This window comes from Streptomyces sp. NPDC053069, from assembly GCF_044546895.1.
GTDB lineage: Bacteria > Actinomycetota > Actinomycetes > Streptomycetales > Streptomycetaceae > Streptomyces.
The window spans coordinates 193,208-211,582 of record NZ_JBITZN010000013.1; the positions used below are offsets into that span (position 1 = coordinate 193,208).

Annotated in this window: 13 protein-coding genes; 3 read left to right on the forward strand and 10 right to left on the reverse strand. The window is 71.8% G+C overall.

Annotation, left to right across the window (positions count from 1 at the left end; all coding sequences use genetic code 11):
- Positions 1-92: 92 nt before the first annotated feature.
- The 3 genes from ACIGXP_RS28280 to ACIGXP_RS28290 form a co-directional block, all read right to left on the reverse strand.
- On the reverse strand, positions 93-884 hold the full coding sequence (locus ACIGXP_RS28280; protein WP_399772918.1) for a S1 family peptidase: 792 nt from the start codon (positions 882-884) through the stop codon (positions 93-95).
- A 221-nt stretch (positions 885-1,105) separates the two neighbouring features.
- Complete coding sequence (locus ACIGXP_RS28285; protein WP_399772921.1) at positions 1,106-4,057, reverse strand: AAA family ATPase; 2,952 nt, start codon at positions 4,055-4,057, stop codon at positions 1,106-1,108.
- A gap of 150 nt (positions 4,058-4,207) precedes the next feature.
- Complete coding sequence (locus ACIGXP_RS28290) at positions 4,208-5,038, reverse strand: helix-turn-helix transcriptional regulator (RefSeq protein ID WP_363219304.1); 831 nt, start codon at positions 5,036-5,038, stop codon at positions 4,208-4,210.
- Positions 5,039-5,152: 114 nt separating this feature from the next.
- Here ACIGXP_RS28290 and ACIGXP_RS28295 point away from each other — a divergent pair, with 114 nt between their 5' ends.
- Both ACIGXP_RS28295 and ACIGXP_RS28300 read left to right on the forward strand, forming a co-directional pair.
- On the forward strand, positions 5,153-6,826 hold the full coding sequence (locus ACIGXP_RS28295; RefSeq protein ID WP_399772924.1) for an AMP-binding protein: 1,674 nt from the start codon (positions 5,153-5,155) through the stop codon (positions 6,824-6,826).
- A complete protein-coding gene (locus ACIGXP_RS28300; RefSeq protein WP_399772928.1) occupies positions 6,823-8,415 on the forward strand; it encodes an AMP-binding protein in 1,593 nt (530 codons plus the stop codon). The genes ACIGXP_RS28295 and ACIGXP_RS28300 overlap by 4 nt, the downstream gene beginning before the upstream one ends.
- Before the next feature lie 118 nt (positions 8,416-8,533).
- Here ACIGXP_RS28300 and ACIGXP_RS28305 read toward each other — a convergent pair whose 3' ends face one another.
- Positions 8,534-9,982: an alpha/beta hydrolase gene (locus ACIGXP_RS28305; RefSeq protein ID WP_399772931.1), complete on the reverse strand. Its 1,449-nt coding sequence runs from the start codon at positions 9,980-9,982 to the stop codon at positions 8,534-8,536.
- A 146-nt stretch (positions 9,983-10,128) separates the two neighbouring features.
- The gene (locus ACIGXP_RS28310; RefSeq protein ID WP_399773076.1) at positions 10,129-10,905 is read right to left on the reverse strand and encodes a hypothetical protein; all 777 of its coding nucleotides are present in this window, start codon (positions 10,903-10,905) and stop codon (positions 10,129-10,131) included.
- A gap of 360 nt (positions 10,906-11,265) precedes the next feature.
- Between ACIGXP_RS28310 and gcl the strand changes: the two genes are divergently transcribed.
- Positions 11,266-13,053 (forward strand): glyoxylate carboligase, encoded by a 1,788-nt coding sequence (gene gcl, locus ACIGXP_RS28315; RefSeq protein WP_399772934.1) that lies wholly within the window; start codon positions 11,266-11,268, stop codon positions 13,051-13,053.
- 234 nt (positions 13,054-13,287) lie between these two features.
- Here the strand turns inward: gcl and ACIGXP_RS28320 are convergent, their stop codons facing one another.
- From ACIGXP_RS28320 to ACIGXP_RS28340, 5 genes are all read right to left on the reverse strand, one after another.
- Positions 13,288-13,518, reverse strand: coding sequence for a hypothetical protein (locus ACIGXP_RS28320; RefSeq protein WP_055703649.1), 231 nt, complete (start codon positions 13,516-13,518; stop codon positions 13,288-13,290).
- Between the two features lie 432 nt (positions 13,519-13,950).
- Positions 13,951-15,429 (reverse strand): catalase, encoded by a 1,479-nt coding sequence (locus ACIGXP_RS28325; RefSeq protein WP_363219464.1) that lies wholly within the window; start codon positions 15,427-15,429, stop codon positions 13,951-13,953.
- Between the two features lie 172 nt (positions 15,430-15,601).
- A complete protein-coding gene (locus ACIGXP_RS28330) occupies positions 15,602-16,492 on the reverse strand; it encodes a 2-hydroxy-3-oxopropionate reductase (protein ID WP_363219465.1) in 891 nt (296 codons plus the stop codon).
- 42 nt (positions 16,493-16,534) lie between these two features.
- The gene (locus ACIGXP_RS28335; protein WP_399772937.1) at positions 16,535-17,374 is read right to left on the reverse strand and encodes a TIM barrel protein; all 840 of its coding nucleotides are present in this window, start codon (positions 17,372-17,374) and stop codon (positions 16,535-16,537) included.
- A gap of 149 nt (positions 17,375-17,523) precedes the next feature.
- A complete protein-coding gene (locus ACIGXP_RS28340) occupies positions 17,524-18,357 on the reverse strand; it encodes a hypothetical protein (protein ID WP_399772939.1) in 834 nt (277 codons plus the stop codon).
- Positions 18,358-18,375: the final 18 nt, after the last annotated feature.

The window sequence follows — 18,375 nt, forward strand, 5'->3', positions numbered from 1 at the left end:
GAACGTGGAGAGGGGGGCGTTGCGGGCCGCTCGTGGTGGCTCGCAACGCCCCCCTGGCATCTTCCCGAGGGGTGCTCGGGACGTCTGCGGGGCTAGGAGTGGACCTGCGCGGTCACCAGGTCCGCGAAGGTGGTCAGCCGGGTGTACACACCCGGGTAACCGGCCTCCGCGCACCCCTCGCCCCAGGAAGTGATCCCTGCCAGGACGCCCCCGATGAGCAGGGGACCGCCGCTGTCGCCCTGGCAGGTGTCTACGCCGCCGGAGCTGTATCCGGCGCACACCATGTCGGACTTGACGTAGTCCGAACCGTAGGAGGAACTGCAGCTGGAGTCGGACACGACCGGGACGGTCGCGGTCCGCAGCTGGTTGGAGGAGCTGCCGTTCTCCGAGGTGGTGCCCCAGCCGAGGATGCGGGCCTGGGTGCCGGCCGCGTACACGCTCGTCTGGGAGGAGGAGACGTACGAGGCCGGGGTGTACGGCATCGACGTCGACAGGGTCAGTACGGCCACGTCGTCGCCCTTGGTGGCGTCGGTGTAGTCCGGGTTGACCCAGATCTTGCTGACCTTGCTGACCGTGCCGTCGGTGCCGTTGAGAAAGGTCCGGCCGCCGACCACGCGGACGTTGCGCGCGGACTCGCCGGCCATGCAGTGCGCCGCCGTCACGACCTTGGTGGCGGCCACGAGCGTGCCGCCGCAGAACTGGTTGCCGGACGCGTCGGTGATCTGCATGACGAACGGGTACGCCGTCGTCGTGGTGGTCGTACCGCCGACGATGGGCTGCGGGGCGGCGCTCGCCGTGGGGGAGGCGAACAGCGCACTCGCCGCGGCGGCGGCGGTGACCACCGAAACCGCGGCGGTCTTTCTGGCACGTCTGGGCCCGAACATGAGTCTCCTCAGTGGGGGTTGCACCGGTGGGGGGTCGCACGGGTGGTGGAGCACGGGGTGGGGGCACCCCCTGCTCGGGCGTGGCCGAGAGCTGGGGGAGGGACCGACCCCGTGTGCCCGGGCGAGCGGCACGCCCACTACGCTAGGACCCGGAGCCCTCGGCTCCCAATGAGGGAACCCCCTAGGGGGTTGGGTGAGGGAAAACCCTCGGTCCGGTTCAGTTAACTAGGGCCGTGCTCGGCGCGCCCGCGAGCCGCCGCCAATCGGACGATGTCCACGCGCGAGCGGATCCCCAGCTTGCGGTAGACCCGGGTCAGGGTCGCCTCCACCGTCTTGACGCTGATGAACAGTCGGGCGGCGATCTCCCGGTTGGTGGCACCCTCCATCACCAGCGCGGCCACCTGACGCTCCATCGCGGCCAGCACCGCCAGCGCGTCCAGGGCGTCCGGCGCGGGAAGGGCCGGCTGCGGCTCGGGCGTGGTGAGGGACTCGTCCACCTGGCGCAGCCAGGGCAGCGCCCGGCAGCGGCGGAACATCCGGGTGGCCTCGTCGTACGCCGTCGAGCCCGTGCTCGTCCGGGCCTTGGCGGAGCCCAGGCCCGGGGCGGGAACCCGGCCGTGCTCGGTGTTCGCGGCTTCCGCGCCGCCCAGCGGCTCCTGCCACGGGCGCGCCCCCTCGGCCGGGCGTCGTCTGCCCCGCAGCCGGGCCAGCGCGAACGCGGCCCGCGCCTCCTCCAGGCCGTAGCCGAGCTTGCCGAGCCGGTCCTGAGCGGACGTCAGCTGGGCCACCGCCGCCTCCACATCACCCTGCGCGGCCCGCACCAGGGCCTCGGAGCGGTCCAGGACGGCGAGGACGCTCTCCCGGCCGAGCCTGAGGGCGTGCTCGCGGCTCGCGTCGATGACGTGCTGCGCCTCGGCCGGTTCACCGATCCGGACCAGCGCCTCGGCGAAATCCCCCTGCCAGCGCCCGCGCGCCGGGTCGGTGATGCCGAGCCCCAGCTCCAGCGTCCGCACCCGGCGCAGCGAGCGGACCGTGCCCGCCGGGTCCCCGGCCACCAACTGGGCGTACCCGAGCGCGCCCAGCGCCCGGGAGAGGTACATCTGGTCGCCGTCCTCCTCGGCGTGCGCCACCGCCTCCCGGGCGAGGGCGAGAGCCCGGTCGACATCGCCGCCGGAGGCCTCCGCGAGCGAGGTGAGCATCGCCGAGGCGGTCTCGCCGATCCCCGAGTCCCGGGCCAGGCGCAGGCTCTCACGGGCCAGCTCCAGGGCGCGCCCGCAGTGCCCGGCGCGCAGTTCGGTCTCGGCGAGGCCGCGCAGGAAGTGCACCTCGGACTCCACCGAGCCGCGCCGGCGCACCTCGCGCAGCAGCGCGGTGACCGTCGCCCGGGCCTCGGCCAGCTGGTCACTCATGACCAGCCAGCGGAACCGGGCGCTGGCCGCCCCGTTGTGGTGCCACGCCACCCTCGGATCCTGCGGCTCCCGCAGGGCACGCTGGATGGTCCGGGGCGCCTCCGGGTGGCCCATCAGGGTCTCGCTCTGCGCCTGGAAGGCCAGCGACAGCAGTTCGGTGCGCCGGTCCCTGCCGAGGGCGGCCAGCTCGGCGGCGTGCGCGGCGGCCTCACGCGCCCCGGTGAAGTCGCCCTCCACGATCAGCGTCCGCCAGGCCAGCTGGTAGTGCACCAGGGCCAGCAGCCGGGGGTCGTCGCCGGCGTCGGCGAGGGCCTGCGGGAAGACGGCGTCGACCTCGGCCATGGTGTGGCCGGCGCTGTCGATGACGATGATCCAGGCGCGGACCCGGTCGGCGGGCACCGTCGCCCGGGCCAGCACCTCCCGGGCGATGTCCCGGGCCAGGTCGATCTCCCCCGCGGTGATCGCGTCCTCGGCGGCCTGCAGCCGGCGCTCCTCCTGACTGGGCGTCCCGTCGGCGGGCGTGTGCCGGGCGGCCAGCAGCCCCAGGTGGGCGGCGACCGAGGGGGCACCGCGGTCCCGGGCCAGGGCGGCGGCCTCGGCGAGCCGGGCGGCGACCTCCGGATCGGTGCCGGTGGTGGCGAGGGCCAGATGCCGGGCCCGTTCGATCGGGTCGGAGGCGGCCGTGGACAGGGCCGCGTGCGCGGCGCGCCGCTCGTGCGCGGGCGCCTCCGCGTACAGCGCGGCCGATATCAGCGGGTGCGCGAACCGTACGGCCGGGGCGTCCGGCTCGGTGGCCAGCAGCCCGAGTTCGGCGGCCTGGGCGCACTCGGCCTCGGCGTTGGTCCGGCCGGCCGCGTGCAGCAGCGCCGGAGTGGGCCGGGCACCGGCGCTGGCCACCAGCAGGGTGCGGCGGGCCTCGACGGAGAGCATGTCCAGGCGGCTGAGCACCAGGGCGCGCAGGCTGGTCGGCACCGGCAGCGGCTCGCCCGGCCGGGGCGGCGTGGGGCTGTCGGCGAGGGCGCGGCCGAGCTCCAGGGCGAACAGCGGGTTGCCGCCGCTGGTGCGGTGGATCTCGCGGACCGTGGAGCGGGGCAGGGCGCCGTGGCCGCGGTGGTCCAGCAGCTGGGCGACCTGGCTGCGGGAGAGCGGACCGAGCCGGACCGCGAGGGTGCCCGGCGGGCAGGACCGCAGATGCCCGTCGTACTCCCGGCTCTCCTGACCCTCGGTGCGCACCGCGCACAGCAGCTGCACCGGGGTGCCCTCCAGACGCCGGGCGGCGAAGCCGAGCAGCTCGGCGCTGGCCGGGTCCAGCCACTGCAGGTCGTCGGCGACGACGAGGACACCGCCCCGCGCGGCCAGCGCGCGCAGCGCGGAGAGCACCGCGAGGCGCAGGGCGAGACCGTCGCGCTGCAGGCTGGACTCGCCGCGGCCGGTGAGCGCCGACTCCAGGGCCGTGCGCTGGGCGACGGGCAGCCGGGGGGAGACGTCGTCGAGGACCAGGCCGAACAGGTCGGCGAGGGCCAGGAAGGGAAGATGGGATTCGGACTCGGTGGCGGAGCAGCGCAGGACGGTGCGGGCGGTGGCGCCGTATTCCTCGGCCAATGCCCGCAGGACGGTGGATTTCCCTATTCCGGCGGGACCGTGGAGCAGCACACTGCCGCCCGAGGCGAGTTGCTCACGGGCGCCGGCGAACAGGTCCTCGCGGCCGATGACCAGGTCGGAGCGGCACCTGGCAGGCTCCTGGAAGTCCCGTCGCACGGTCACCGCTCCCCTCGTGTGTCGTGTCCGGGCCAATGCTAGGCAACGATGCTGGAAATTCGGACGGAAGCTGTGGTGAGGGAAATAACAGAAGGTAAGCACAAGGAAATTCAAGGCGTCTGCGCTTGAATGGACAGGTTTCCTCACCGCCTCGCATCACGGCAGCAGCCCCGCCCTGCGCGCCGCGGTCACCGCCTCCCCTCGGGTGTGTGCGCCCAGCTTCCGCATCGCCGAGCGCAGATAGCCCTTGACCGTCTCCGGGCGCAGGCCCAGCCGCTCGGCCACCGCCGCGTTCGTCGCCCCCGCCGCCACCCAGGACAGCACGTCCAGTTCGCGCGGCGCCAGAGTCGTGCCCCCGGCCGTCCGCGGCGCGGCCAGCAGGCCGCACGCGGCCAGCAGCTCCGCCCGCAGCTCCGGATCGGCGATCCGCGGCGCGAGCGCGCGCAGCGCCGCGTGCGCCTCGCGCACCTGCTCCCGGACGGCACCCCGCCCGGCGCCGGCGGGCTCCGGCCGGGCCGCCGCCAGCAGCCCCCGCGCCTCGTCCCGCACCACCAGCGCCTGCTCCACGTCCCGCGCCACGGCCATCACCGCGCCCAGCGTGCGGTCACCGAGCGGCTGGGCCGAGCGCAGCGCGCCGTAGAGCACCCCGCGCACCCGGCGCCGCACCACCACCGGCACGGCGACGACCGAGCGGATGCCCTCCGCGGCCACCGGGACGTCGTACTCATGGCTGATCTGCCGGGAACTGGAGTAGTCCGTCACCGCGCACGGCCGGGCGAGCGCCACCGCCTTGCCGCCGAGCCCGTTGCCGGAGGTCACCGCGAGCGAGCGCAGGGCGCCCGTCGTCGTGCCGCTCAGCTCGCTGATCCGGATCTGCGGCCGGCCGGAATCGACAAGGCCGCCGAAGGCAACGGGAAGTCCGGTCACCCGCCGCAGCCGGGCCAGCGCGCCGCCGATCTCCACCGTCCCCGCCGCGTCTGCCGTCACCTGTCCGCTCCTTCTGGCACCCCCACCCCCGTTCGGGGGTAGTGAGACCTGCATCACGGATTAGACGATGCCAGAGAGCCGCCCGGCAATGGTCCGGCACGCAAGGAGGACACGATGACGACGGCGACGGAGCTGTTCCGCAGCGCCCGGGACTTTCTGCTGGCGCACCGCGAGGACTACGCCACCGCCTACGACGGCTTCGCCTGGCCCCGGCCACAGCACTTCAACTGGGCGCTGGACTGGTTCGACGTGATCGCCGCCGGGAACGAGAGGACCGCGCTGCACATCGTCGAGGAGGACGGCGGCGAGACGCGGCTGTCCTTCGCGGAGATGTCCGAACGGTCGAACCGGGTCGCCCGGTGGCTGCACGAGCGGGGCGTCGCCGCGGAGGACCGGATCCTCGTCATGCTCGGCAACCAGGCCGAACTGTGGGAGACCGCGCTGGCCGCGATGAAGCTGCGCGCGGTGGTCATCCCGGCCACCCCGCTGCTCGGCCCCGCCGACCTGCGCGACCGCGTGGAGCGGGGCCGGGTGAAACATGTGATCGTGCGGGCCGAGGACACCGCCAAGTTCGCCGAGGTGCCCGGCGCCTACACCCGGATCGCCGTCGGCGGGCTGCCCGAGGAGGGCTGGGAGCCGTACGAGGACGCGTACACCGCCCCCGCCGAGTTCCTCCCCGACGGCCCCACCCTGGCCGACGACCCGCTGATGCTCTACTTCACCTCCGGTACGACCGCCCGCCCCAAGCTCGTCGAGCACACCCACACCTCCTACCCCATCGGGCACCTGGCGACCATGTACTGGATCGGGCTCCGGCCCGGCGACGTCCACCTGAACATCTCCTCGCCCGGCTGGGCCAAGCACGCCTGGTCCAACCTGTTCGCGCCGTGGAACGCCGAGGCGACCGTCTTCCTCTTCAACTACACCCGCTTCGACGCTGCCCGGCTGATGGCCGAGATGGACCGGGCCGAGGTCACCACCTTCTGCGCACCGCCGACCGTGTGGCGCATGCTCATCCAGGCCGACCTGAGCCAGCTGCGCACCCCGCCCCGCGAGGTCGTCGCCGCCGGCGAGCCGCTCAACCCCGAGGTCATCGAACAGGTCCGGCGGGCGTGGGGGGTCACCATCCGGGACGGCTTCGGGCAGACCGAGACCGCCGTACAGGTCTCCAACAGCCCCGGTCAGGTGCTGAAGACCGGCTCCATGGGCCGCCCGAGCCCCGGCTACCGCGTGGAACTCCTCGACCCGGTCTCCGGCGCACCCGGCGCCGTCGAGGGCGAGATCGCCCTCGACCTGTCCGAACGCCCGGTCGGCCTGATGACCGGCTACCACGGCGACCCGGACCGCACGGCGGAGGCGATGGCGGGCGGGTACTACCGCACCGGGGACATCGGACGCCGAGACGAAGACGGATATGTCTTTTATGTCGGTCGGGCTGACGACGTGTTCAAAGCCAGTGACTACAAGATCAGCCCGTTCGAGCTGGAGAGCGCACTGCTGGAGCACGAGGCGGTGGCCGAGGCCGCCGTCGTGCCCGCCCCGGACGAGCTGCGGCTCGCCGTACCGAAGGCCTACGTCGTCCTCGCCGAGGGCTTCGAGCCCGGCCCCGACACCGCGAAGGTCGTCTTCGAGCACTCCCGCCAGGTACTCGCCCCCTACAAGCGCATCCGCCGGCTGGAGTTCGGCCCGCTGCCCAAGACCGTCTCCGGCAAGATCCGCCGGATCGAACTGCGCGAGGCGACGGCCCAGGGCTCGGACAACGAGTACCGCGAGGAGGACTTCCGGTGACCACTGAGCTGTCGTACACGCACGGAACCGGTTCCACCGCCCTGCTCGGCGACACCATCGGCGCCAGCCTCGACCGGGCCGTCGCCGCCTGGCCCGACCGCGAGGCACTGGTCGACGTGGTGTCGGGGCGGCGCTGGACCTACGCCGAATTCGGCTCCGCGGTCGAGGAACTGGCACAGGCGCTGGTCGCGACCGGGATCGCCAAGGGCGACCGGGTGGGCATCTGGGCGGTCAACTGCCCGGAGTGGGTCCTGGTCCAGTACGCCACCGCCCGCATCGGCGCGATCATGGTGAACATCAACCCGGCCTACCGCACCCACGAGGTCGAGTACGTGCTCGGCCAGGCCGGGGTTTCGCTGCTGTTCTCCTCCCTGAGCCACAAGACCAGCGACTACCGGGCGATGGTCGAGCAAGTGCGGGGCCGATGCCCCGCATTGCGCGAGGTCGTGTACATCGGCGACCCGAGCTGGGAGGCGCTCCTCGGTCGGGGCACCGGTGACGCCCCGTACGAGGAACTGTCCTGCGACGACCCGATCAACATCCAGTACACCTCGGGCACCACCGGTTTCCCGAAGGGCGCCACCCTCTCCCACCACAACATCCTCAACAACGGTTACTTCGTAGGGGAGTTGATCGCCTACAGCGAGCAGGACAGAATCTGCATCCCCGTCCCCTTCTACCACTGCTTCGGCATGGTGATGGGCAATCTGGCCGCCACCTCGCACGGCGCCTGCATGGTGATCCCGGCTCCGTCCTTCGAGCCGAGGGCCACCCTGGAAGCGGTGCAGCAGGAGCGCTGTACGTCCCTGTACGGCGTGCCGACGATGTTCATCGCGGAGCTGAACCTCCCGGACTTCGCGACGTACGACCTCTCCTCGCTGCGCACCGGCATCATGGCGGGCTCGCCGTGCCCGGTGGAGGTGATGAAACGGGTCGTCTCCGAGATGCACATGGAGGAGGTCTCCATCTGCTACGGCATGACCGAGACGTCACCGGTGTCGCTGCAGACTGGCAGGGACGACGACCTGGAGCACCGCACCGGCACCGTCGGCCGCGTCCTGCCGCACCTGGAGGTCAAGATCGTCGACCCGGCCACCGGAGTCACCCGGCCGCGCGGCACGGCAGGGGAGCTGTGCACCCGCGGCTACAGCGTGATGCTCGGCTACTGGAACGAGCCGGAGAAGACCGCCGAAGCCGTCGACGCGGGCCGCTGGATGCACACCGGTGACCTGGCGGTGATGCGCGAGGACGGGTACGTCGAGATCGTCGGCCGCATCAAGGACATGATCATCCGGGGCGGCGAGAACATCTACCCGCGCGAGATCGAGGAGTTCCTCTACGCCCACCCGAAGATCAGGGACGTCCAGGTCGTCGGGGTGCCGCACGAGACGTACGGCGAGGAAGTGCTCGCCTGTGTCATCCCGCACGACACCGCCGACCCGCTCACCCTGGAGGAGCTGCGCGCCTTCTGCCAGGGCCGGCTCGCGCACTACAAGATCCCCAGCAGGCTCCAGATCCTCGACTCCTTCCCGATGACGGTGTCCGGAAAGGTGCGCAAGGTCGAACTGCGGGAGAAGTACGAGGTGTGAAACGGCCGCGAGCGAGCATCCGGTAGATGCTCGGGGACGGGTCCCGGAGGAGCGCGCTGTCGGCGGCACACTCGACCGGGACCCGTCGAAGGTCCGTGACCGGCCGTCGGGGCCCGGTTCAGCGCGCCCCGTCGGGCATGCGCAGGGTGGTGAGGTAGCCGACCGCCGCGTCCACCGTGACGGGGCTGTTCAGCCAGGCCGTGTGGCCGTCACCGTCCCAGCGCAGCAGCCTGCTCGACGGCAGTGCGCGCCGCACCCCGTCGGCGAACGCCGGGGGTGTCGCCACGTCGTGCGTGCCGGAGAGCAGGAGCACCGCCGGGAAGTGCGCGGGCACCCGCCACGCGTGCGGCGTCCAGGCGGATCCCACCGGCCAGCCCGCGCAGCCGCTGGCGATGTCCCAGAACTCGGAGTAGCCGCGCAGAGCGGGGCCGGCGGCACGCATCACGGGCACCGCGGCCGGCAGCGCGGCGCCGGGATCCTCGGGGCCGGGCACGTCCTGGCAGACGATCGAGCGGTACAGACCGTACTCACCGGTGTGGCCAGGAGTGAGGAAGACGAGCGGTGCCATGTCCCCGTCGGCGTCCGCCCTGTCGAGTGCGGTGGCCAGCGGTGCGTACAGCGACGGCGACTGGAGACCGGCGTTCACCGCCTGAGCGATCTCCTCCGCGCGCACCGGCCGGCCGCCGTCCTTGATCCCGCCGTGGTCGGCGCGACGCAGCAGCGAGGCCAGGAAACCGGTGACGTCCCGGCCGTGCAGCGCGCTGCGGTCGTCCCGGTCCGACCAGCGGGCGAACCTGCGGACACCGTCCTGTACGGCGGCCGCGTCGACGCGCGCCAGCCGCCGCCAGGACAGCGACCGGTCGACCACGCCGTCCAGCACCATCGCACGCACCCGCGAAGGGAACCGCTCGGCGTAGCTCTGCGCCACCATGGTGCCGTAGGACACCCCGAGGAAGCTGATCCTCGACTCGCCCAGCGCCGCGCGTACCGTGTCCATGTCCCGGGCGACGCTTGCGGTGTCCAGGTGCGGGAACACCGGTCCGCCCCGCCGGGCACAGACGGTTCCCATCCGCCGGTTGCTGGTGACCAGTGCGGCGGCGGCCGGCCGGTCGGCGGGGAACCTGCTCACCGTGTGGTCGACCGGCAACGGGCAGTTCAGCGGCGGATTGACGCCGGTGCCACGCGGCTCGACGGCGACGATGTCGAAGCGGTCGCGCAGGGCCTCGGGGAAGTACTGCCGGCGGGCCTGCCGGGAGAGCAGATAGCCGACCTCCCCCTCGCCCGGACCACCGGGATTGAACATGAGCGTGCCGAGACGGTGCTCCGGGTCGGCCGCCGGCAGCCGTGCGACCGCGACGGTGGTCCGGGCGGACGCGGCGGGCCGGGACCAGTCGAGCGGTACGGAGACCTGTCCGCACCGCACCGCGTCGGTACGGACGGCCCCCTGGCAGCGCTGCCAGTCGATGCGCGGCGCGGTCGGCGCCGACGCGTGCGCGGGGACGCCGAGCACCATCGTGGCCAGTACGGACGCCGCGACCGCGGTCACCCTCCTGCGGCGTAAACGCATGTCTTTCCTCTCCTTGCCTGATGTTCGACCTGCACGTTAGGCAGCCGCGCGGGGCCGGCGCATCGACCGGCCGGTGGAGAGAACCCGCCGCCCTCGTCCGACCTGAGGCCGATCCGTTCGCGGTGGCAGGGCGGCCCTGGGGACGGTCAGCCGCGCCGGTCCCGGGGCCGGGGGCCCGGTTCCGGTGCTCCCTCGGCGCTCAGCGTGTCGGCGTGGTCGTTCACCGGCTGCGGGACGCCCGCGAGGTCCAGGACGAACAGGGGGATGCCCAGGGAGTCCGCGCGGGTGCGGGCGTCGTCGGTGTATCCGGCGAGGGTGAAGTACACACAGTCTGCGGACTCCGTCATCGCCGTCAGCCACAGGCACTCCACGTCCCGTGGCGCCGCCGGGCGCACGGTCGGGTCCACCTGTGCGAGAAGTCCGTGGGCGGCGAGCCCGATGCCGTTCGGGGGCCGCTGGTCGGCGCGGCGGATGTCACGGTAGCCGAGCCAGCGCAGGTAGAGCGCGGCGACCGTGACGGCGTCACGCGCGGTGCGGATGGCGCGCGGCTGGAAGGCGGGGCGGCCGGGGGAGCCATCGGGCCGGCTCACCGGCGACGGGATACCGCCGTCTGCCGATGGGATGCCGCCGTCCGCCGACGGCATACCGTTGTCTGTCGACTGCATACCGCCGTCTGCCGACGGTGTGCCACTGTCTGTCGACGGTGTGCCGGCCGCCGTCGGTGGCATGTCGTCGGTCGTCGACGGCATACCGCTGTCCGTCGACGGCATACCGCCGCCCGGCGGAGGTGTCCTGGCCACCGGAATGCGCAGCACCGTGCCGCACGAGCAGCCCAGTTCCGGGTGCGGCCACTGGCTCCGGCGCCCGCAGGCCGCACACGGCATCGCGATCCACTCGTCGTCCCAGGCGCGGTGCGCCGCCACGACCGGTTCGGCGGTCGGATCCAGCCGTGGGGCGGTGGGGGCGCCGCACGCACACGGATACACCGGTGCGGTGTAGACGTGCTCGCGCCGGCAGGCCGGGCAGCGCACCGGCACGCTCTCGGGCATGGCCCACTCCCAGGCGTCGCGTCGGGACAGCGGACCCATCGTCCTCCTGTCGCCCGCTGCTTGTCCGCCGCTTGCCAGGTCTTTCCGTCTCTTGACGACATTCGTCCACCCCCCTACATTACTTCCAGATAGTAGAAGTTAAATTCCGTAATGCGGAATTGACCACGCTGAAGACTGTGCTCACCGCGGGGCGCGACGGGAGTACGCATCCGACAGCCGAAGCAGGAGTACTCGATGGCTCGTATGACCGCTGCCCGCGCGGCAGTTGAGATCCTCAAGCGCGAGGGCGTCACCGACGCCTTCGGTGTGCCGGGCGCGGCGATCAACCCGTTCTACAAGGCGCTCAAGGAGGGTGGCGGCATCCATCACACCCTCGCCCGACACGTCGAGGGTGCCTCGCACATGGCCGAGGGCTACACCCGTACCAGGCCGGGCAACATCGGCGTCTGCATCGGCACCTCCGGGCCGGCCGGCACCGACATGATCACCGGCCTGTACTCGGCCATCGGTGACTCCATTCCGATCCTGTGCATCACGGGCCAGGCGCCCACCAACGTGATCCACAAGGAGGACTTCCAGGCCGTCGACATCGCCTCGATCGCCAAGCCGGTCACGAAAATGGCGGTCACCGTCCTGGAGGCCGCGCAGGTCCCGGGCGTGTTCCAGCAGGCCTTCCACCTGATGCGCTCCGGCCGTCCCGGGCCGGTCCTGATCGACCTGCCGATCGACGTCCAGCTCACCGAGATCGAGTTCGACCCGGAGACGTACGAGCCGCTGCCGGTCTACAAGCCGGCCGCGACCCGCGCCCAGATCGAGAAGGCGATCTCCTTTCTTCTGGAGTCGGAGCGCCCGCTCATTGTCGCCGGTGGGGGCATCATCGGCGCCGACGCCACCGAGCTGCTCGTCGAGTTCGCCGAGCTGACCCAGACCCCGGTCGTCCCGACCCTGATGGGCTGGGGCGTGCTGTCCGACGACCACGAGCTGAACGCCGGCATGGTCGGCGTGCAGACCTCGCACCGGTACGGCAACGCCAACTTCCTGGAGTCCGACTTCGTCCTCGGCATCGGCAACCGCTGGGCCAACCGCCACACCGGCTACAAGCTCGACGTCTACCGGGGCGAGCGGAAGTTCGTCCACGTCGACATCGAGCCCACGCAGATCGGCAAGATCTTCCCGCCGGACTACGGTGTCGTCTCCGACGCCAAGGCCGCGCTGGAGCTGTTCGTCGAGGTGGCGAAGGAGCTGAAGGCGGAGGGCAAGCTCCCCGACCGCGCCGACTGGGTCGCCTCGACGCAGGAGCGCAAGGCCACCCTGCTGCGCCGTACGCACTTCGACAACGTGCCCATGAAGCCGCAGCGCGTGTACGAGGAGATGAACAAGGCCTTCGGCCCGGACACCCGGTACGTCACCACCATCGGCCTCTCCCAGATCGCCGGCGCGCAGATGCTGCACGTCTACAAGCCGCGGCACTGGATCAACTGCGGCCAGGCGGGCCCGCTCGGCTGGACCATCCCGGCCGCGATCGGTGTCGCCAAGGCCGACCCGGACTCCCCGGTGGTCGCGCTCTCCGGCGACTACGACTTCCAGTTCCTGATCGAGGAGCTGGCGGTCGCCGCCCAGCACAGGATCCCGTACGTCCACGTCCTGGTGAACAACGCCTACCTGGGCCTGATCCGGCAGGCGCAGATCGGCCTGGACATCAACTTCCAGGTCAACCTGGAGTTCGAGAACATCAACGCTCCGGAGATCGGCGTCTACGGCGTGGACCACGTCAGGGTCGCCGAGGGCCTGGGCTGCAAGGCGATCCGGGTCACCGAGCCGGACCAGCTGGGTGCCGCGTTCGAGCAGGCGAAGAAGCTGGCCGCGGAGTACCGGGTGCCGGTCGTCGTGGAGGCGATCCTGGAGCGGATCACCAACATCTCGATGAGCCGCACCATGGACATCAGTGACATCTCCGAGTTCGAGGAGCTGGCCACCGAGCCCGGCCACGCGCCGACGTCGATCAAGCCGCTGAAGGTCTGACACCGCCAGGCACACCAAGGGCGGCCCGTCCAGAAGGACGGGCCGCCCTTTCGCGTCCCCCGTGGCATCCCCCGTCGTGCTCCCCCGTGCGGGGCCCGCCGCCCCCGTGCCGGCGGGCCCCTGATGCACGTAATCTGCCCTACCGCGGGGCCGGTTGAAGCCTCAAGCGCGGTCTTCAGAGGTTCATTTGAGGATGGCGTAGCCCGCCTACGACCGCTGCCGTACGGCCGGCTGCTACAGCTCGTGCTCCGACAGCCCGGGCCAGTCGTCGGGTCCGCCGCCCTGCCACTCGATGAGATCGCTCTCCTCGACCTCGATCCGGTCGAGATCGGCCAGCCGCAGGATCTCCACGACATCGTCCAGATGCGAGGCGATCCCCAGCGTCACGTCTCCCTCGGTGACCCGCCGGGACCCGTCCAGGGCCGGGGAGTGGACCACGATGTGCGGGTACTGCGTATTGCCCATGTGTTCAGCGTGCGGCGGATACGGCCGGCCCGCACGCCGGGCCCGCGCGTCCGGCCCGCACGTGGGGCCCGGACAGCGCGAAGCGCTCCCCCTGGCCGGGGGAGCGCTTCGTGTCCGTGTGGTGACCGTCCGACGGCGCGAGGCTGGGCGCGACAGGTCGTTCGCGCCGCCGGACGGAGCATGTGGCCCCGAGAAGGGGACTGGGTGGGACCGCGGCGGATGCGACGGAGCCGGGGCCCCTTCCCTCTGGTCGAGAAGGGGACTCGGTCCTTCACCACCGCACTGGCTCGCACGCCGCCACGGTCCTCGCCCTGCCCGCGCCGGCCGCCGTACGGCCACCCCTCATCCGGGCCGTCCGGCGTGCCGCGCGGGCCGCGTGCGAGGATCCTGACCTCCCGTCGGATCCCGCACGCTGCCTGCGGGTTACTGGTCTCAGTCCTCGCGCAGGGCGCGGACCGCCTCCTCCACGCGCTTGCCGTACTCGGGGTCGGCGGCGTGGAAGTGGGCCAGGTTCTTCTCGATCACGTCGTCGCGGGAGACCTGCGAGAGGCCACCGGCGATGTTCGCGATCAGACGGGACTTCTCCTCCGCGGACATCAGCCGGTACAGCTCGCCCGCCTGGAAGAAGTCGTCGTCCTTGGTGTGCAGCGGAGCCTCGTGGGTGCCCGTGTGGCCCGAGACCGCCAGCGGGGCGGACAGCGGGCGGCCGGTCTCCACCGGGCCGTCGTAGGAGTTCGGCTCGTAGTTCTTGGCGCCGCGGCCCTGGCCGTTGACCGCCATGAAGCCGTCGCGGCCGTAGTTCTGGGCGCCGCCCGGGACCGCCTTGGGGGCGTTCACGGCGAGCAGGGTGTGGTTGACGCCCAGGCGGTAGCGGTGCGCGTCCGCGTAGGCGAACAGGCGGCCCTGCAGCATCTTGTCGGGGGAGGGCCCGATGCCGGGCACGAAGTTGTTCGGGGAGAACGCGGCCTGCTCGACCTCGGCGAAGACGTTGTCCGGGTTGCGGTCCAGCACCAGGCGGCCCACGCGCTGCAGCGGGTAGTCCTTGTGCGGCCACACCTTGGTCAGGTCGAACGGGTTGAAGCGGTAGTCCGCCGCCTCGGCCGCGGGCATGATCTGGACGTACAGCGTCCAGGACGGGTGCACACCCCGCTCGATGGCCTGGAGCAGGTCCGTCTGGTGGGAGTTGGGGTCCTTGCCCGCGAGCTCCGCGGCCTGCTCGCTGCTCAGGGAGCGGATGCCCTGGTTCGTCTTGAAGTGGTACTTGACGAAGAAGGCCTCGCCCGCAGCGTTCGTCCACTGGTAGGTGTGCGAACCGTAGCCGTTCATGTGGCGGTACGACGCCGGGATGCCGCGGTCGCCCATCAGCCAGGTCACCTGGTGCGTGGCCTCGGGGGCGTGCGCCCAGAAGTCCCAGACGTTGTCCGGCTCCTGACGGCCCGTGAACGGGTCGCGCTTCTGCGAGTGGATGAAGTCGGGGAACTTGATCGGGTCCTTGATGAAGAACACCGGGGTGTTGTTGCCGACGAGGTCGTAGTTGCCCTCCTCGGTGTAGAACTTCACGGCGAAGCCGCGCGGGTCACGGACGGCGTCCGCGCCGCCGAGGGAGTCGGCGACCGTGGAGAAGCGCAGGAACACCTCGGTGCGCTTGCCGATCTCGCTCAGGAAGTCGGCGTGGGTGAAGCCGGTGACGTCGTCCGTCACCTCGAAGTGGCCGTACGCGCCGGAACCACGGGCGTGCACCACGCGCTCCGGGATCCGCTCGCGGTTGAAGCGGGCGAGCTTCTCCAGGAGGTGCTGGTCCTGGATCAGGAGCGGGCCGCCTACGCCGGCCGAGGCGGAATTCTGGTTGTCTGCGACCGGGGCGCCGGACTCCGTAGTGAGAGTTCGCGCCGTGAGCACGCGCTTCGACATCGTGGACCTTCCGTGCGGGTGGCAGCGGAAATCTTCTTCCGCTTTGTGGAGCCTAGAAGTAGGGCGATCTGAGCGTCAACAGTTTGTTGAAGTTGATTCCGGACCGCGGCGCCGCCTGGGCGCGACAGGACAGGTGTCAGCGGCGCCGCGGCCCGGAAGTCTGGAGGGGCGGTCAGACCTGGGCGCCGGAGAGGCGCTCCACGGCGCGCAGCAGGGCCGAGTGGTCCAGGCCGCCGTCACCCTGGGCGCGCAGCGAGGCGACCAGCTGGGCGACCACGGCACCGACCGGCAGGGCGGCCCCGACGTTGCGGGCGGCGTCCGTGACGATGCCCATGTCCTTGTGGTGCAGGTCGATGCGGAAGCCCGGCTTGAAGTCGCGGTTGAGGAAGTTGTCCTTCTTCCGCGTCAGCACGGTCGAGCCGGCCAGGCCGCCGTTGAGGACGTCCAGCGCGGCAGCCAGGTCCACGCCCGACTTCTCCAGGAAGACCACGGCCTCGGCGCAGGCCTGGATGTTCACGGCGACGATCAGCTGGTTGGCCGCCTTCACGGTCTGGCCGGAGCCGTGCGGGCCGCACAGCACGATGGTCTTGCCCAGCGCCTCAAGGATCGGCTTGGCCTGGTCGAAGTCGGCCTGCTCGCCACCGACCATGATCGACAGTACGGCCTCGATGGCGCCGGCCTCACCGCCGGACACCGGGGCGTCCAGCACCCGGATGCCCTTGTCCTTGGCGGCAGCGGCCAGGTCGACGGAGGTCTGCGGGGTGATCGAGGACATGTCGATCAGCAGGGCGCCCTGCTTGGCGTTCTCCAGGATCCCGTCCGGGCCGTAGGCGATGGCCTCCACCTGCGGGGACGCGGGCACCATCGTGATGACCACGTCGGCGTCGCGCACGGCCTCGGCGATGGAGGAGGCGGCCGTGCCGCCGGCCGCGGCCAGCCGGTCCAGCTTCTCCTGCTCCAGGGTGAAGCCGGTGACCTGGTAACCCGCCTTGATCAGGTTCTCGGACATGGGGGAGCCCATGATGCCGAGGCCGATCCACGCGATCTTGGGAAGGTTGCTCATGATGGGGGTGCCTCTCTCAACTGCTGTGCAAAGTCAGGGGGGTCAGCGCGCGGCGCGCGCTTCACGCGGGAGCCAGCCGAAGGCCTCGGCGCTCGGGCGGTCGCCGGCCTTGTACTCCAGGCCGACCCAGCCGTCGTAACCGGCCTTCTTGAGCTGGTCGAGCAGCTCCTCCAGAGGGAGCGAGCCCGTCCCGGGGGCGCCGCGGCCGGGGTTGTCGGCGATCTGGACGTGACCGGTCTTCGCCGCGTACTGCTCGATGACCGAGGGCAGGTCCTCGCCGTTCATGGACAGGTGGTACAGGTCCATCAGGAACTTGGCGTTCCCGAGGCCCGTCGCCTCGTTGACCTTGTCCACGATCCCGATGGCGGCGGGCGCGCTCACCAGCGGGTACAGCGGCGACTCGGGCTGGTTCAGCGCCTCGATCAGCAGGACGGCGCCGATCCGGTCGGCCGCCCGCGCCGCGAGGACGAGGTTCTCCAGGGCGAGCGCGTCCTGCTCGGCCGGGTCCACGCCCTCGACGCGGTTGCCGTACAGCGCGTTGAGCGCCGTGCAGCCGAGGGAGGCGGCGAAGCCGGCGGCCACGTCGATGTTGGCGCGGAACTTCTCCGACTCCTCGCCCGGGATCGACAGGGCGCCGCGGTCCGGGCCCGGCAGCTGTCCGGCGTAGAAGTTCAGCCCCGTGAGCTGGACGCCCGCGTCCTCGATCGCCTTCTTCAGGGCATCGAGCTCAGTCTGCTCGGGGGTGGCGGAGTCGACCCAGGGCCACCACAGCTCGACCGCCGTGAAGCCCGCCGCGGCGGCGGCCGCGGGGCGCTCCAGGAGCGGGAGTTCCGTGAAGAGGATCGACAGGTTGACGTTGAAGCGCTGGTCTGCAAATCCCACGGGGGCGGCGCTCCCTTCCCTGTAATTCCATATTGCGGAAGTTGGTTTCTGCTTAATGGAAGACTGCCTGGGAGGGGGGAGGACTGTCAAGAGAGCCCACGAAAAAGTGCCCCCGCGCGTACTGCGCGAGGGCACTGAGAGAGGCCTGGTCAGAGGGCGTCGACGCCGCTCACCTTCCAGCCGTCGGCGGTGCGGGCGAGCGTCATCCGCACCCGGTTCAGGTCCAGCCGGGGCTCGGGGACCTGTGTGCTCTCGGTGACCTGGTTGACGAAGAGCAGGACGACGGCCTTGTCCGGCCCTGCTGACACGACGGAGACCGCCGGGGCGCCGCCGTCGCCGGGTGCGGCCACGGTCGCCTTCACCACGCCGTGGTACTTCGTCGCGGTCGGCGCGACCACCGTCTGCGTGGTCTTGCCGTACTGGTCGCGGAAGTGCCCGGTCAGCAGCGCGCGGGCCCGGGCGAAGTCCCGGTCCAGGTGCCGGTAGTCGTACGACAGCACCACCGGCGCCGCCCTCCGCGCCGCCGCGACGGCCTCGCCGCGGGCCTGTTCCGCCTGTCGCCCCTGCCGGTACTGCCATCCGAGGACGGCGGCCACGGCCAGGGCCGCCACGAGGACGACGCCGAGCACCGCGGCGAGCACCCGCCGCCCGATCCGGCGCCCGGGCGCGCCCTCCTCCGGCTCCTCCTCGGACGACTCGGGCGCCTCGGCCTCCGGCTCCTCGGACGACTCGGACGCCTCGGGCGACTTGGCCTCCGGCGGCTCGGACACCTCGGACGGCTCGGGCTCCGGCGGGTCCTCCCAGCCGTTCGCCGGGGGATCGATGAGCAGGGTGCGGCCGGCGGGCGTCTCCTCCGCCCCGAGGGCGCCGGGCTCGGGGCGCACCGGGCGCCCGGCGCGCTTGGCCGCCGCGCGGGCGGCCGCGGTCAGGGTGCGGCGGGCCGGGGAGCCGGTGCCGCGAGTACGGGTGGTCGGGTTCGCCACGGTGTCTCTCCTCACAGA

Bases quoted from the DNA above. Each gene is read 5' to 3' on its own strand.
- ACIGXP_RS28320 (WP_055703649.1), bottom strand. From the start codon at position 13,518: ATGGGCAATACGCAGTACCCGCACATCGTGGTCCACTCCCCGGCCCTG.
- gcl (WP_399772934.1), top strand. From the start codon at position 11,266: ATGGCTCGTATGACCGCTGCCCGCGCGGCAGTTGAGATCCTCAAGCGC.
- ACIGXP_RS28325 (WP_363219464.1), bottom strand. From the start codon at position 15,429: ATGTCGAAGCGCGTGCTCACGGCGCGAACTCTCACTACGGAGTCCGGC.
- ACIGXP_RS28295 (WP_399772924.1), top strand. From the start codon at position 5,153: ATGACGACGGCGACGGAGCTGTTCCGCAGCGCCCGGGACTTTCTGCTG.
- ACIGXP_RS28280 (WP_399772918.1), bottom strand. From the start codon at position 884: ATGTTCGGGCCCAGACGTGCCAGAAAGACCGCCGCGGTTTCGGTGGTC.
- ACIGXP_RS28305 (WP_399772931.1), bottom strand. From the start codon at position 9,982: ATGCGTTTACGCCGCAGGAGGGTGACCGCGGTCGCGGCGTCCGTACTG.
- ACIGXP_RS28330 (WP_363219465.1), bottom strand. From the start codon at position 16,492: ATGAGCAACCTTCCCAAGATCGCGTGGATCGGCCTCGGCATCATGGGC.